Origin of the sequence: Streptomyces sp. NPDC057963, from assembly GCF_042887155.1 — a bacterium.
GTDB lineage: Bacteria > Actinomycetota > Actinomycetes > Streptomycetales > Streptomycetaceae > Streptomyces.
The window spans coordinates 49,710-65,001 of sequence record NZ_JBHVPX010000004.1; the positions used below are offsets into that span (position 1 = coordinate 49,710).

Annotated in this window: 14 protein-coding genes; 12 read left to right on the plus strand and 2 right to left on the minus strand. The window is 69.7% G+C overall.

Annotated features, from left to right (window positions below; all coding sequences use genetic code 11):
• Window positions 1–13 precede the first annotated feature (13 nt).
• Window positions 14–1,354, minus strand: coding sequence for an alanine racemase (locus tag ACFVT1_RS10525; RefSeq protein WP_389794136.1), 1,341 nt, complete (start codon window positions 1,352–1,354; stop codon window positions 14–16).
• A 127-nt stretch (window positions 1,355–1,481) separates the two neighbouring features.
• On the opposite strand from ACFVT1_RS10525, the gene ACFVT1_RS10530 reads away from it, so the two are divergent.
• The 4 genes from ACFVT1_RS10530 (at window position 1,482) to ACFVT1_RS10545 (ending at window position 5,454) form a co-directional block, all read left to right on the plus strand.
• Complete coding sequence (locus ACFVT1_RS10530) at window positions 1,482–2,603, plus strand: sugar kinase (RefSeq protein WP_389794137.1); 1,122 nt, start codon at window positions 1,482–1,484, stop codon at window positions 2,601–2,603.
• Between the two features lie 73 nt (window positions 2,604–2,676).
• Window positions 2,677–3,435: an IclR family transcriptional regulator gene (locus ACFVT1_RS10535; RefSeq protein ID WP_389794138.1), complete on the plus strand. Its 759-nt coding sequence runs from the start codon at window positions 2,677–2,679 to the stop codon at window positions 3,433–3,435.
• A gap of 6 nt (window positions 3,436–3,441) precedes the next feature.
• On the plus strand, window positions 3,442–3,852 hold the full coding sequence (locus ACFVT1_RS10540; protein ID WP_389794139.1) for a RidA family protein: 411 nt from the start codon (window positions 3,442–3,444) through the stop codon (window positions 3,850–3,852).
• Window positions 3,853–3,978: 126 nt separating this feature from the next.
• Entirely contained in the window at window positions 3,979–5,454 is a 1,476-nt protein-coding gene (locus tag ACFVT1_RS10545; RefSeq protein WP_389794140.1) for a GntP family permease, read from the plus strand.
• A 239-nt stretch (window positions 5,455–5,693) separates the two neighbouring features.
• Here ACFVT1_RS10545 and ACFVT1_RS10550 read toward each other — a convergent pair whose 3' ends face one another.
• Window positions 5,694–7,430 (minus strand): chitinase, encoded by a 1,737-nt coding sequence (locus ACFVT1_RS10550; protein ID WP_389794141.1) that lies wholly within the window; start codon window positions 7,428–7,430, stop codon window positions 5,694–5,696.
• A 743-nt stretch (window positions 7,431–8,173) separates the two neighbouring features.
• Here ACFVT1_RS10550 and ACFVT1_RS10555 point away from each other — a divergent pair.
• The 8 genes from ACFVT1_RS10555 (at window position 8,174) to ACFVT1_RS10590 (ending at window position 15,284) form a co-directional block, all read left to right on the plus strand.
• Window positions 8,174–9,040: a hypothetical protein gene (locus ACFVT1_RS10555; protein WP_362206911.1), complete on the plus strand. Its 867-nt coding sequence runs from the start codon at window positions 8,174–8,176 to the stop codon at window positions 9,038–9,040.
• Window positions 9,041–9,115: 75 nt separating this feature from the next.
• Window positions 9,116–9,823 carry a Flp pilus assembly protein CpaB gene (gene cpaB / locus ACFVT1_RS10560; RefSeq protein WP_389794142.1) on the plus strand — a complete coding sequence of 236 codons (708 nt, stop codon included), beginning with the start codon at window positions 9,116–9,118 and terminating at the stop codon, window positions 9,821–9,823.
• A 7-nt stretch (window positions 9,824–9,830) separates the two neighbouring features.
• The gene (locus ACFVT1_RS10565; protein WP_389794143.1) at window positions 9,831–11,135 is read left to right on the plus strand and encodes a CpaE family protein; all 1,305 of its coding nucleotides are present in this window, start codon (window positions 9,831–9,833) and stop codon (window positions 11,133–11,135) included.
• 114 nt (window positions 11,136–11,249) lie between these two features.
• On the plus strand, window positions 11,250–11,642 hold the full coding sequence (locus ACFVT1_RS10570) for a TadE family protein (RefSeq protein WP_389794144.1): 393 nt from the start codon (window positions 11,250–11,252) through the stop codon (window positions 11,640–11,642).
• Window positions 11,639–12,037, plus strand: a complete 399-nt coding sequence (locus ACFVT1_RS10575; protein ID WP_362206915.1) for a TadE/TadG family type IV pilus assembly protein — start codon at window positions 11,639–11,641, stop codon at window positions 12,035–12,037. Before ACFVT1_RS10570 ends, ACFVT1_RS10575 begins: the two co-directional genes overlap by 4 nt.
• A gap of 58 nt (window positions 12,038–12,095) precedes the next feature.
• Window positions 12,096–13,433 (plus strand): CpaF family protein, encoded by a 1,338-nt coding sequence (locus ACFVT1_RS10580; RefSeq protein WP_389794146.1) that lies wholly within the window; start codon window positions 12,096–12,098, stop codon window positions 13,431–13,433.
• Window positions 13,434–13,443: 10 nt separating this feature from the next.
• Window positions 13,444–14,382: a type II secretion system F family protein gene (locus ACFVT1_RS10585; RefSeq protein ID WP_362206917.1), complete on the plus strand. Its 939-nt coding sequence runs from the start codon at window positions 13,444–13,446 to the stop codon at window positions 14,380–14,382.
• A gap of 14 nt (window positions 14,383–14,396) precedes the next feature.
• A complete protein-coding gene (locus tag ACFVT1_RS10590; protein ID WP_389794578.1) occupies window positions 14,397–15,284 on the plus strand; it encodes a DUF5936 domain-containing protein in 888 nt (295 codons plus the stop codon).
• Window positions 15,285–15,292: the final 8 nt, after the last annotated feature.

Consider the following 15,292-nt stretch of genomic DNA (forward strand, 5'->3'; position numbering starts at 1 on the left):
GACCCGCGAAGGATCAGAAGAACGTGCGGATGTAGTCGGTGACCGTGCCGTCCGCCTCCACCAGCGGGATCAGCTGCCACTTGTCGAAGCTCGTGCACGGATGCGACAGGCCCATCCCCACCCAGTCGCCCACCTCCAGCTCCGTGCCCGGCTCCGTACGCACCCACGTGTGCTGGTCCGACAGCCTGCTGACCGCGATGCCCGTCGCGGGCCGGACCGTGCCGTCGCGGCCGGACCGTACGACCTGGGCCTGCGGGAGGTCGAGGTCGTACGCCGCGTCCCGCTTGCCCGCGTTCAGGAACGCCTGCTCGGGGGTCGGGCGGGAGACGACCTGGGCCCACAGCCGGAAGGCGGGCCGCAGCGCCCCCTCCTCCGGAACGCGGTTGAACGGGGTGATGTGGCGGTAGTGGCCGTCGTCGTGCGAGACGTACGCCCCCGAGCGCAGCAGCTTGAGCACCGGACCGGAGAGTTCCGGGATCCGGGCGAACACGTCCGCCACCGCGTCGAACCACGCGCTGCCGCCCGCGCTGATCACGATCCCCTCACCGGCCGCCACCGACGCCGCGAACCTGCGCGCGCGGTCGAACTCGACGGCCAGCGCCACGAGCCGGCCCAGCCACTCCCGGACCCGCTCGTCGGACGCATCCGGCACCTCGCCCTCGTACCCGGCCACGCCCACCAGGCGCAGCGTCCCGGTCGCGGCCACCGCGTCGGCGACCGCCGCGCACTCCGCCCCGGTGCGGACACCGGTGCGCGCGCCGTCGCCCGCGCCCAGCTCCACGACGACGTCCACGGGGCGGGAGGCGTCCGCCGCCCGCAGCGCCTCGTCCATCAGCTCCACGCCGCGCACCGAGTCGACGTAGCAGACGAACCGGAACTCCGGGTCGCGGTCCAGCTCGCCGGCCAGCCAGCGCAGGGCCGCGGCGTCGACGAGCTCGTTGGCGAGGAAGATCCGCCGGATTCCGTACGCCCGGTAGACCCGCGCCTGGTGCGGCACGGCCGCGCTGATGCCCCAGGCGCCGCGCGCCAGCTGGCGGGCGAAGAGCTGCGGGGACATGGAGGTCTTGCCGTGCGGGGCGAAGGCGAGCCCGTGGCGCTCCGCGTACGCCTCCAGAAGGGCGAGATTGTGCTCGACCGACTCGGCGGACAGGGCGAGCACCGGGGTGGTGAAGCCGCCCGAGAAGAGATTGCGCCGCTCGGCGGCGAGGGCGCCGACGGTCAGGCCCTCCGCGTCGGGCGGGAGCGCCTTGAAGCGGTGGTCGACCAGCTCGTCGGCAAGTCCGGCCACAGGACGGTCGGCGGCCAAGGGGGCCTCCTCGATCGAAGTGTTCGTTGCAGCATATGCAACACTCATTGCGCATATCGCTTGACGCTGTCTAACATCCGAGCCGACGCCGGGTCAATGCCGGCAGCCGGCGCCGTTCCTCCCGGAACCACTGCCCCGCATCGCCGAACCCCACCGATCCCGCGAGGAGCCCCGAGTGCCCGGAACCCCGGCCAGGACCGCCGACGCCGACACGGCCGCCGAAGTCGTGTGCCTCGGCGAGTCCATGGTGACGTTCCTGCCGTCGCAGCCCGGACGCCTCGCCGACGTGCCCTCCTTCGGCCGCGGCATCGGCGGCGCCGAGTCCAACGTCGCCTGCGCTCTCGCCGCGGCCGGGCACCGGGCGGCCTGGGTCGGGCGGGTCGGCGCGGACGGGTTCGGGGACCACCTCGTCGAGGCGATCGCCGGGTACGGGGTCGACACCTCCGCCGTGCGGCGCGATCCGGTGCGGCCCACCGGGATCTACTTCCGTACGGCGACGGACCGCGCCACCGATGTGCACGAGGTCGCGTACTACCGGGCCGGGTCCGCCGCCTCCGCGATGTCCCCGGACAACGTCCCGTACGAGGTGCTGTTCGCGGCCCGCGTCCTGCATCTGTCCGGCATCACGGCGGCGCTCTCCGCCGACTGCCTGGCCCTGCTCCGCGACCTGACCGCGCCCCGGCCCGACCGCCCCCTGATCTCCTTCGACGTCAACCTCCGGCCGGGCCTGTGGCGTGACACCGACGCCGCTCCCGGAGTCCTCCTCGACCTGGCCCGCCGCTCCGACCTGGTCTTCGTCGGCGAGGACGAGGCGGAGGAGGCATGGGGGGTGAAGGGCGCGGAGGCGATCCGCGCGGTGCTGCCGGAGCCGGAGGTGCTGGTCGTGAAGCGCGGGGCCGACGGCGCGACGGTGTTCTCGGGGCACCGCCCCGGCCCCCGCTCCTCGAACGCGGCAGAGGCCGGTGATGTCTCCGGAGGGGCCGGGCAGGCCTCCGCGGAGGCCGACTCCGTCCTCACCGTCCCCGCCCTCCACGTCGACGTCGTCGCCCCCGTCGGCGCCGGCGACGCCTTCGCCGCCGGGTTCCTCTCCGCCACCCTCCGCGATCTCCCCGCACGCGACCGCGTCCGCCACGGCCACCTCATGGCCGCCGCCGTCCTCACCGTCCCCGGCGACCTCACCGCCCCTCCGGCCCGCGCGCACGCCGACGCCCTTGCGGCACTGGACGACGACGCCTGGGGGAGACTTCGTCTCGGCCCCGGGTGGACGGGGGACGACCAGGAGGTACGGACGACGTGAGCGAGCGCAGCGAGCGAACGGACAAGAGGGGAGCCCCGGGCGAAGACCGGGCCGAGGGCAGCGAGGCACGCGCATGAGTCAGACCGTCGACCGGGCGCTGAGCATCCTGCCGCTGCTCGCCCAGGGGCCCGCCGACCTCGGACAGGTCGCCGAGCGGCTCGGCGTCCACAAGTCCACCGCGCTGCGGCTGCTCCGCACGCTCCACGAACACGGGCTCGTCTACCGCCAGCAGGACCAGCGCTACCGCCTCGGCGCCCGTCTCTTCGCCCTCGCACAGGAAGCCGTCGAGAACCTCGACGTGCGCGAGATCGCCCACCCCCACCTCGTCGAACTCAACGAGAGCTGCGGTCACACCGTGCATCTGGCGGTGTACGAGGAGCACGAGGTCCTCTACATCGACAAGGTCGAGAGCCGCTACCCGGTCCGGATGTACTCGCGCATCGGGAAGCCCGTCGCGATCACCGTCGCCGCCGTGGCGAAACTGCTCCTTGCCGACCTCACCGAGCCCGAGCGGCGTGCCCTCGCCGAGAAGCTCGACTACCCCATGTACACGTCCCGTTCGATCCCGAACGCCGGTGCCTTCCTCAAGGAGCTCGCCGTCGTCCGCGAACAGGGCTGGGCCACCGACCTCGGCGGCCACGAGGAGTCCATCAACTGCGTCGGCGCCCCCGTCCGGGGAGCCGACGGGCGGGTCGTCGCCGCGATGTCGGTCTCCGCGCCCAATGTCGTCGTCACGGCAGAGGAACTCCTCACCCTGCTCCCCCTGGTGCGCCGCACCGCCGACACCATCAGCCGGGAGTACTCCGGCACCAACCAACCCAAGAGAGCCTGAACAGCCATGACCGAGAAGATCGCCCTCACCCCGAGCACCCACACCACGCCCCCCGCGAAGTTCTCGCACGGCGTGAAGAAGGGGAACATCCTCCAGGTCGCCGGCCAGGTCGGCTTCCTCCCCGCCGTCGAGGGCCAGGCCCCGACCCCCGCCGGTCCGACACTGCGCCAGCAGACCCTCCAGACCTTCGCCAACGTCAAGGCGATCCTGGAGGAGGGCGGCGCGAGCTGGGACGACGTGATGATGATGCGCGTCTACCTCACGGATGTGGACCACTTCGCCGAGATGAACGAGATCTACAACACCTACTTCGGCGAGCAGAACCTGAAGGCGGCCCCCGCCGCCCGTACGACGGTCTACGTCGGCCTCCCCAAGGGCCTGCTCATCGAGATCGACGCGCTCGCGGTCCTCGGCTGAACCAGCTGATCCACTTGCCGCACCCGCTCCACCGCACCACCGCGCACGGCACGGCGCCCCACCCCGCAGGGGCGCCGTGCCGCGCTCCCCCACACCCGGAGCCCGTCGCCCGCAACGGAGTTACGCATGCTGCTCGCCGCAACCCCACCGTCGGCCGAGACCCCACCCCACACCGGTGGCATCCTCCCGCTGATCGACGGAACCGCCGGTCTGCTGACCGTCGCCGCCCTCGGCATCGCGCTCCTCCTCTTCCTGATCATCAAGGTCAGGCTGCAGCCGTTCGTCGCGCTGCTCGCCGTCTCCATAGCCGTCGGCCTGGGCGCCGGCCTCTCCGTCACCGAACTCTTCGGCACGGTCCAGAAGTCCGCCGCCGTCTCCGTCATCGAATCCGGCATGGGCGGCATCCTCGGCCATGTGGCGATCATCATCGGCCTCGGCACGATGCTCGGCTCGATCCTCGAAGTCTCGGGCGGCGCCGAGGTGTTGAGCGCCCGTCTGCTGAACCTCTTCGGCGAGAAGCGGGCCCCGCTCGCCATGGGACTCACCGGCCTCATCTTCGGCATCCCGGTCTTCTTCGACGTCGGCATCTTCGTCCTCGCGCCGATCGTGTACGCCGCCGCCAAGCGCTCCGGCAAGTCGATCCTGCTCTACGCGATGCCGCTGCTTGCGGGCCTCTCCATGACCCACGCCTTCCTGCCGCCGCACCCGGGCCCCGTCGCAGCGGCCGGACTCTTCCATGTCTCCCTCGGCTGGGTCGTCCTGATGGGCGCCGTCGTCGGCATCCCGTCCGTGCTCGCCGCCTGGGGCTACGCCGCGTGGATCGGCAAGCGGATCTTCGTCGAGGTCCCGCAGGACATGGTCGACGCCGCCGAGGAGGCCAAGGCCGCGGTCGTCGCCGAACAGCGGGCCGCGGGCGTCGCCCCGCGCGAGGAGCCGGTCGCGCTCTCCACCGTACTCACGATCATCGGCACCCCGCTGGTGCTGATCCTCGCCGCGACGTTCTCCTCCATCGCGCTGGACCCCTCCACCCCGCGCTCCGTCATCGAGTTCTTCGGCAACCCCTTCGTCGCCCTGACGATCGCGCTGGTGCTGGCGTACTACCTGCTGGGCATCCGCCGCGGCTGGTCCCGCACGTCCCTGGAATCGGTGTCCACCTCCTCGCTCAAGCCGGTCGGCAACATCCTGCTGGTGGTCGGCGCGGGCGGTGTGTTCGGCGCCGTCCTCAAGGCCAGCGGCATCGCGGACGCCCTCGCCAAGACCTTCAACGACGTCGGCCTGCCGGTCATCCTGCTCGCCTGGCTGATCTCCGTGGCCCTGCGCGTCGCCCAGGGCTCGGCGACGGTCGCGATCGTCACCACCGCCGGCATCGTCGTCCCCCTGGTCGAGGGCCAGGACCTGTCGCAGGCGCACCTCGCCCTGATCATCATGGCGATCTCGGCCGGTTCGATCTTCGCCTCGCACGTGAACGACGGCGGCTTCTGGATGGTGTCGAAGTACTTCGGCATCTCCGAACGCGACACCCTGAAGTCCTGGACGGTCCTGGAGACGGTCCTGTCGGTGGCGGGGTTCGCGGTGGCGGCGCTGCTGAGCCTGGTGATCTGACGTACGCGGCGCGGGATCGGGCCGGCGGGTGCCGGATGCGGGACGCCTGATGCGGGATGCCGGACGGCGGGTGCCGGGGTCCTGCCCGCCGCCGCTCCCGGCCAGGTGGATCCGTCCCATGCCGCCGGACGCCCCCGGCCGCGGCCCCGTGGACCGGCCAGTGCGGGGCCCGGCCCCGTACATGCAGCAGCGCCGCCGGGGGAGCGGCGGCGCTGCTGGTCAGGAGGTACGGCCACCGGCTACGGCAGGCCGTGGACGTGCGGGGCCACCGCGTTCGACCAGGCGTTGCCCGACTTGGCGTCCCAGTTGGTCGACCAGGTCATCGCGCCGCGGAGACCGGGGTAGGTCTTCGAGGGCTTGAAGGTGCCGCAATTGGTGCCCGAGGCCAGGCAGTCCAGGGCCGCGTTCACGACCGAGGGGGACACATAGCCGCTGCCCGCGCCGCTGGCGGAGGCGGGGACCCCGAGGCCGACCTGGGACGGGTCGAGGCCGCCCTCCAGCTGGATGCAGGCGAGTGCGGTGAGGAAGTCCACCGAGCCCTGCGAGTAGACCTTGCCGTCGCAGCCGAGCATCGAACCGCTGTTGTAGTACTGCGTGTTGACGACGGTGAGGATGTCCTTGACGCCGAGCGCCGTCTTGAAGTACTCGCCCGAGGTGGACTGCATGTCGATGGTCTGCGGGGCCATCGTGACGACGAGACCGGAGCCCGCCTTCTGGGACAGCGAGCGCAGCGCCTTCGTCATGTACGTGGAGTTGAGGCCGTTCTCCAGGTCGATGTCGACGCCGTTGAAGCCGTACTCCTGGATGAGCGAGTACACCGAGTTGGCGAAGTTGGTGGCGGAGGCGTCGCTGTTGACCGAGACCGCCCCCTTCTCACCGCCGACCGAGATGATGACGTTCTTCCCGGCCGCCTGCTTCGCCTTGATGTCGGCCTTGAACTGGTCGACGGTGTAGCCGTTCAGGCCCGCCGTGTCCAGGTTGAAGGTGACGGCACCCGGCGTGGTCGTGGCGTCGGCGAAGGAGACCGCGATGATGTCGTAGTTGGCGGGCACGTCGCTGAGCTTCTGCACGGTCGCGCCGTTGTTGAAGTTCTGCCAGTAGCCGGTCACCGCGTGCTTGGGCACCGAGGTGCCGGGGTTGGGGTTGCCGCCGCCGTCCTTGGCCGTACGGCCGCCGACCGTCGCGGACTTGACGGATTCACCGGCCGTGTTGGTGGCGGTCACCGCGAACTGGTACGCCGTGTCGGCGGCGAGGCCCGTGATCGTGGTGGAGGTGCCGGTGGACGTGGTGGCCTTCGTGCCGTCCCGGTAGACGGTGTAGCCGGTCGCGCCGGACACCGCGTTCCAGGACAGGGCCACGGAGGAGGACGTGGTCGCGCCGACGGAGAGGCCGGCGGGCGCGGCGGGGACCTCCGGTATGGGGTCGGTGCCGCCACCGCCGTCGGGACCGCTGACCGAGACGTCGTCCACCAGGTAGGCGGCCTGCCCGTACCAGCCGTGCGTGTACACCGTGACCGAGGTGGTGTTCGGGCCGGTCTTGAAGCTGGTGGTGAGCTGCGACCAGCCGGTGGAGCCGGGGGACCAGGTCGACACGTCGGTGGTTCCGGTGCCGCTCGCGCCGAGATACGCGTACCCGCCCTGCACCCAGGAGCTGAGCGTGTACGTCGAGTCGGGCTTCACGGCCACGGTCTGGGCGCACTTCGCGTTGTCCTGGCCGGCCGGGGTGGCCTTGAGGGCGGCGGTGCCGCCGTGCACGGGCGAGGAGACGGTGGTGCCGCTGCCGCCGGAACAGGTCCAGTTGGCGAGCCCCGACTCGAAGCCCGCGTTCTTGGCGACGTTGATGTCGGCGGCCTGGGCGTTGCCGACGAGACCGGTGGCGGTCAGCGCGCCAGCCGCGAGGACGGCCAGGGCGCCGCCGAGGAGTGGTCGGGTGTGGCGCCTGCGGAGTCTGTGGCCGCTGACGGGGGAAGGTTCCACTTGCTGCCTCCGTGGGGGAGTTGGGATGCCGAGCGGGGGTACTCGGGGAAGGCCGGGCAGGGGGTGCTCGGAGGTGCCCGGGGACACCCGGGAACGAGCCGGTGGGGTCGGCCGACGGGTATCGCGGACTGTCTTCGGAGTGACGCGGGGATGAAGGGGGAGTGGAGTGGAGCGACGGTGGCCACCGCTGGCCGATAAACTGGTCCAGACCAATCAAGTTGTCAAGACCTCTGGCAGCGGCGGGTGTGCGGGCGGTGCCCGCCGGACCGCTCCGCGCCATCCCTGTCGCGCACCCGCGACCACCCCCGCGCAGGTTCCGGAACCGCCGTGAACTCCCCATGAATTGACGTTTTGTTGACCTCGTGTTCCCCCGTGCGGGTGACGCGGCCCAGATGCCCGGACAGTGACGACCCGGCCCCCGCGGGGGCGGCGCGCGTCAGGTTCCGCATCCGGCCTGACGTGCGGAAATCAATTCGAAGCCACAGGTAATCAGAAGGTGGATTCGTAACACTCCGCAGTGGTACAGGAGTTAACGGATTTCGATTTGATCCGATTTAGTACGGGGGCGTTGCCCGGCCGTCTCGCACACGTTGCCGTACTGGCCCCCGAAAAGTGTTCTCTGCCAGGTAGGACGTGGATAAAGTGCTGAGGCAGAACCGCGGAGCAGGAGCGATTGCGGCCTACGTCATGACCGGCGTTTGGCCGGAGCCGAAACGGGGAACAGCGTGCCGACCGCAATAGCAGTGACCAGTGCTGACTTGGTACTACCTCCGACCGACCAGCAGACACCGACAGCCGCTCTGCTGCAGGCGCCCGACGCGCAGGCGCTGGAGATGGCCATCGGTGACATGCATGTGCTGCTCGAACAGCACGGGTACGTCGTCGCCGTCTACCCGACCGGTATCGCGCCCGCTCACGAGCGCCGCCTCTACTCCGTACGGTCCGTACTGGAGAGCGACCGCATCGCTCTGCTCAAGGTGGACCTCCCCCCCTTGGGCGTCGCCGTGCTCGTCAGGCAGCTGCGCCAGTTGTCCATCTGTGACTTCAGCCCGGGAGTGGTCGCCTCCGCCGCCCGGCTGCTGTCCCACTACATCCACGCCGGTGCCCTGCTGAACTCGGTCACCAAGTTCGACCGGGTCCCGGTCGACCTCAGGACGCACGCGCAGTCCTGGGTCCCGGGCTCCCAGTTCGCCGTGGTCGCGGGGCCGAACCCGCAGCTCGTCAAGGTCGGCCCGAAGGCGGACCTGCCGACCGGCCCGGAGTTCGCCACCCACCTGATGACCGCCAAGGGGCAGTCGCAATCCGAGTGGGTCAAGCAGACTCTCGCCCCCGCGTGGCAGGTCCAGTCCATTCACGAGGCCGCACTCCCGTCCGATTCCCCGGCTTGGTGGGGAACCGGGAAACTGGTGGAATTCGCCGCCTATCTTCCAGACATCTCCGTCCTGTACCAATTGGTGTCCTCCGTACGCCGTGAGAACTGCCACTGGTGCGGAATGGAGCTCATCGGTGACCGCTGCGGGTTCTGCTCCTCCCCGCTACCCGCAGCCGAGAGCCGAATGCACCCCGCCGGTGTCCTCAGCCATGGAGCGCCCGCACCACCGCAGTCCTAGCGCTTCCGCTTTCCTCCGTAGACGCCCTCCTGTCCGCTGCCCCACGCATCCGATCCGAACGAGGTTGTCCGGCCCATGAACTCCCGCCAGCGCCGCGGCGTGATACTCCTGCTTTTGTCGGTTCTGTGCGCCTTCGGCGCCTTCGCCGGCGTGCTCTCGGTGATCAGCGACGTCAACTCCAAGGTCGGCCCCGAAGTCTCGGCCTACCAGCTGAGGTCCGACGTGGCGCCCTACACAGCCCTGTCGTCCGGGCAGTTCGAGAAGATCTCGATGCCGAAGCGCTGGCTCTCCACCAACGCGGTGACCGACCTCTCCGAGGTGAACGGCAAGATCGCGGTCACCCAGCTGCGCAAGGGCTCACTCCTCCAGTCCGACATGATGCAGAAGCGCCCCGAACTGCAGCCCGGGGAGCAGGAGATCGCCATCATGATCGACGCCGCGACCGGCGTCGCGGGCAAGATCACCCCCGGTGCCACGGTCAACATCTACGCCACCTTCGCCGGTGAACGCGATCGCGACCCCTCCCAGTCGAAGGTCATCGTCTCCAACGCCAAGGTGCTGGACGTCGGCAAGCTCACCGCCCTGGAGCCGAGCCACGACGGCAAGTCCAACATGGGCACCGAGGCCGTCCCGATCACCTTCGCGCTCAACACGCTCGACACCCAGCGCATCGCCTACGCCGAGTCCTTCGCGGAGCACGTACGCCTCGCGCTCCTGGCCTCCGGCAGCGACAGCACCATCCGTCCGGGCGACCGCACCTACACGCTCGACAAGGACAAGTGAGGATCGGATGACCACCAGGATCCTCCCGGCCGTCGGTGACCTCGACGCGGCCAGATCCGTCACCACCCTGCTCAGCCAGCTCCCCGACGCGGATCCGGCGACTCCGGTCAATGACTCGACCCAGCTCATCGACACCCTCGCCCGGCTCGCGGGCGAGTCGCTCGACGATCTGCCCGAGGTCGTGCTGGTCCACGAGCGGATCGGCCCGGTGCCGGCGCTGGAGCTGATCCGGGAGGTCTCCCTGCGCTTCCCCGCCATCGGGGTCGTGCTGATCACCGCCGACGTCACCCCCGGCCTGTTCGCCTCCGCCATGGAGTCGGGCGCGCGAGGTGTCATCACCCTGCCCCTGAGCTACGAGGAACTGGCCAACCGGGTCCAGTCCGCCGCCCAGTGGTCCGTCGGCGTCCGCCGTCACCTGAGCGCCGGTGCCGATGTCTTCACCGGCCCCGGCGGCACGGTCATCACGGTCAGCGGCGCCAAGGGCGGGGTCGGCGCCACCGTCACCGCCGTCCAACTGGCCCTGGCGGCCCAGGCATCCGGGCGCAACGTCGCCCTCGTCGACATGGACCTCCAGGCCGGCGACATCGGCTCGTACCTCGATGTGCAGTTCCGGCGCTCCATCGTCGACCTGTCGACCATCACCGACATCTCGCCGCGCGTCCTGTCCGACGCTGTGTTCACCCACGGCTCCGGCCTCGCGCTGCTCCTGGCGCCGGGGGAGGGCGAGAGCGCCGAGGAGGTCAGCGACCGCTCGGCCCGGCAGATTGTCAGCGCCCTGCGCTCGCGCTACGAGGTGGTGGTGATCGACTGCGGCAGCCAGCTCCAGGGCGCCAGCGCCGCGGCCATCGAGATGGCCGACAAGGCGCTGCTGGTCACCACCCCCGATGTGATCGCGGTGCGCGGTGCCAAACGCCTCGTACGCATGTGGGACCGGCTCCAGATCCGCAAGGCGGAGGAGACCGTCACCGTGGTCAACCGGTTCATCCGCAACACCGAGATCCAGCCGCAGCTGATCGAGAAGATCACCGGAACCCGGACGGCGAACACGGCCGTTCCCGCGAACTTCAAGGAACTGCAGAGCGTCGTCGATGCGGGCCGGCTGCACGACCTCGACTCCAAGAGCACCGTCAAACAGGCCCTCTGGGCCCTTGCGGGTGAGCTGGGCATCGTGAAGGTTCCTGACAAGGCGGAGAAGAGTGGCGCGAAGAGCGGCGGAGCACTCAAGAACGACCGGGGCTCGATCGGGCGCCCACGCCTCGGCAGACGCGACGGCGATGCCCGGAACCGGGCGACGACCAAGGGGGCAAGTTGACCAATGGCAGTTACCGAGACGACAGACGTGGAGATACGGGGAAGGCGCTGCGTTGATCCTTCCTCGGCCCGGGGAACGGGCCGGGGAACGGGCCGGGGAACGGTCCGGGGCCGGATGCACGGCCGACTGCTGGGCCGCGAGCGGGACCGCGGCCAGACCGCGATCGAGTTCCTGGGCGTCACGCCGCTGATCATCCTGCTGGCGGTCGCGCTCTGGCAGTGCGCGCTGATCGGCTACACGTTCTCCCTGGCGGGGAACGCGGCGGACGAGGCGGCGCACCAGGGGGCCATCACGGAGGGCTCGCGCAAGGGCGCGTGCAGGGACGCGGCCGACAGGGAGCTGCCGAAGGCCTGGCGGCGTGCGATGAAGACGACGAAGTGCAGCGCTTCGGGCGGGTTGTACAAGGCCGAGGTCAGGCTGCAGGTGCCCGTCCTGGTGCCCGGCGTACTCAACTGGCCGTTCGGCGTCGAGGGCAATGCCGCGGCACCGCTGGAGGCTGAGCGATGAACATGCCGATCCACACACCGGGCGGTACGGCCGTTGCGTCCCGCCGGGACCGCGGCCAAGTCGCCATCGAGTACATGGGTTTCATTCCGCTGTTGCTTCTGGTGGGTCTTCTCGCGATCCAGCTGGGGGTCGCGGCGTACGCCGTGAACCAGGCGGGCACCGGCGCCCGCGCGGCGGCGCGTACCGCCAGCCAGGACGTGTCGCAGGGAGACCCCGTGAGGGCCGGCCGCGAGGCGATGAGCGACTGGCTCGGCCGCTACAAGAATTCGCGGTTCATCCGCGATGTCGGGACCGGCGAAGTGACCTACACGGCTCGCGTGAAGATCCCCTCCGTCGTACCCGGAATCGACAACTGGGGCTGGGCCGAGCGCAGTTCCACCATGCCGCGAGGGTGACCGGCGCCCGCACCGCACGACCGGGGCACCACAGTTTTTCCGAGCGAGGAGTTACGCAATGAGTCTGCGGGCACGCATGACCGCCCCCGAGAAGAACGGCGGGGGGCGGGAGGACAGCCACATGGTGGCGTCCTACCGCGCCAAGCTGCTCGAAGAGATCGACCTGGCCGAGATGTCCTCGCTCGCCGCCGCAGACCGGCGGGCCCGGCTGGAGCGCGTGCTCAGCCACATCATCAGCCGCGAAGGACCAGTTCTCTCGACCGTCGAACGCACCCAGCTGATCCGCCGGGTCGTCGACGAGGCCCTCGGTCTGGGCATCCTGGAACCGCTCCTCGAAGACGCGTCCATCACCGAGATCATGGTGAACGGACCGGACCAGATATTCGTCGAGCGCAGCGGCAGGGTCGAACAACTGCCGATGCGCTTCAGTTCTCACGAACAGCTGATGCAGACCATCGAGCGCATCGTGTCGACCGTCAACCGGCGCGTGGACGAGCAGAACCCCATGGTCGACGCGCGTCTACCCAGTGGTGAGCGTGTCAACGTGATCATCCCACCGCTCTCGCTGACCGGTGCGACGCTCACCATCCGACGGTTCCCGAGGGCCTTCACGCTCCAGGAAATGATCAATGTCGGCTCGCTTGACGAGCAGATGCTGATTCTGCTGTCCGGGTTCGTCCAGGCCAAGCTCAACGTCATCGTCTCCGGTGCCACCGGCACCGGGAAGACGACGCTCCTCAACGCGCTCTCCGGCCTCATTCCCAACAGCGAGCGCATTGTCACCATTGAGGACTCTGCCGAGCTCCAGCTCCAGCAGAGCCACGTGATCCGGCTGGAGTCCCGGCCGGCGAATGTCGAGGGCAAGGGCCAGATCACCATCCGCGACCTGGTCCGCAACTCCCTGCGTATGCGCCCCGACCGCATCGTCGTCGGTGAGGTCCGTGGCGGTGAATCGCTCGACATGCTCCAGGCGATGTCGACCGGTCACGACGGCTCGCTCGCCACCGTCCACGCCAACAACGCCGAGGACGCGCTCATGCGTCTGCAGACCCTGGCCTCGATGTCGGAGATCAAGATCCCGTTCGAGGCGCTGCACGACCAGATCAACAGCGCCGTCGACGTCATTGTCCAGCTCACCCGGCACGCCGACGGCTCCCGCAAGATCACCGAGATCGCCGTCCTCGACTCGCACGGCCGCGATCCGTACCGCATCGTGACCGTCGCCCGGTTCGATGCCCAGCCGATGGACGCCGAAGGGCGGATCAACGGCGAGTTCACCTACCTCCCGATCCCGCGCAAGATCGCCGAGCGCCTCTACATGGCCAGCCAGCCCATCCCGCAGGCCTTCGGGGTCGCCGATTCCGCCGAACAGCTCGCCACCCGAGAGGCCAACTAGGTAACGTGCCATGACGAATCTCCCTCTTCTCACGATCGGCGTGACGCTGCTCTGCGGCATTACGGGCGTCGCGGGCCTGCACGCCTACTCGGGCGGCAAGGCCGACCGGGACGCCCTGGTGGACCGCCTTTCGCACACCGGTCACATCCCGGAGACCGGACGGCACCGCCGCTTCCGGGGCCTCGACACCAGGCTGCGCAAGACCGCCCTGGGCCGGAAGCTCGAACTGAAGCTGGCCGCCACCGGCCTGGACATCACCCCGGGTGAGTTCTTCGTCTACGCGCTGGCCGCCATGGCCGGACTGTGGATGATCGCCTCGTCGATCCTCGCCAGCTTCTTCGGCCCGGTGGCCGCCCTGATCGGCCTGTGGGGCACCAACGCCTTTCTGAACTGGCAGCGGACCAAGCGCACCGAACGCTTCATCAACCAGCTCCCGGAGCTCGCCCGTATCCTCGCCAACGCCACCCAGGCCGGCCTCGCGCTGCGTACCTCCATCAGCATGGCGGCGGACGAGATGGAGGACCCGGCGGGCGAGGAACTGGCCCGGGTCTCCCGCCGCCTCGCCGTCGGTGAACCGCTCGACGACGCACTGAGCGAGCTGACCGACCGGCTGCCCTCCCGCGAACTCGTCGTCCTCGTCACCACTCTCGTCCTGTCCAACCGGGCCGGCGGTACGGTCGTCAGCTCGCTGCGCAACCTCACCGAGACACTGGAAGAGCGCAAGGAGACCCGGCGCGAGGTCAAGACCCAGCTCTCCCAGGTCACTGTCACCGCCTATGCCGTCCCCATCTTCGGCCTGGGCGCCATGCTCCTGATGAACGCGGTCATGCCCGGCGCGCTCGACCGCATGACCGGTGCCTTCATCGGCCAGGTCGCGGTGGTCATCGCCATCACCCTGTACACGATCGGATTCATCGTGATCCGCCGCATGTCCCGGATCGACGTCTGATGGGCGGGGCGCACATGGACCTGCTGCTCGCGGGCGTCATGGGACTCGCGGTGTACGGAGTCATCGCCGGAATCCGGATGTACCGGCGCGATGCCAAGCTCCCCGTCGACCTCGCCATCGCCCTGGAGGTCGGTTCCACCCGCACCAGCGCGGTCGGCTCCGGCATCGACCGTCTCGGCATGCGCTGGGCTCCTTCGGTCCTGCGGATGATGGGCCCCAAGGCCGTCAACAAGAAGCGCCACCAGATCGACCTGGCGGGCAACCCGGGCGGTCTGACCATCGACCGCTACGCCGCCCGCCGGGCCGTCTACGGGGGCCTCGGTCTGCTTGGCGCGTTCACGATGATCATCCGCGGGCAGATCTTCCTCTCCCTGGTGCTGATCGCCTTCGGACTGTTCTGGGTCGAGGTCGGCCTCTGGTCGGCGGTCCGCGTCCGCCGCGACCACATCGACCGAACCCTCCCCGACTTCCTCGATGTCCTCGCCGTCGTAGTCTCCGCGGGCCTCGGATTCCGTCAGGCCCTGGCCCGCGTCGCCGAGAAGTACGAGGGCCCCTGGGCCGACGAACTGCGGATCACCCTGCGCCAGATGGACATGGGCGTCAGCCGCCGTGAGGCGTTCGAGCAGCTGCGCAAGCGCAACGACTCGGAGCAGGTCGCGATGTTCGTGACCACGCTTCAGCAGGGCGAGGAGCTCGGTGCGCCGATCGTCGAGACGCTGATCCAGATCGCCAACGACATGCGGCGCACCGACGCCCAGAACGCCCGTCGGAAGGCCGCCAGGGCCGTTCCCAAGGCGACCTTCGCGGTCACGACCTTCCTGCTCCCCGGAACCCTGGTGCTGCTGACGGTCGGCTTCGTCTACGGGGCCAACGTCGACTTCAGCTTCCTCACGGGCGGATGACGTGAACA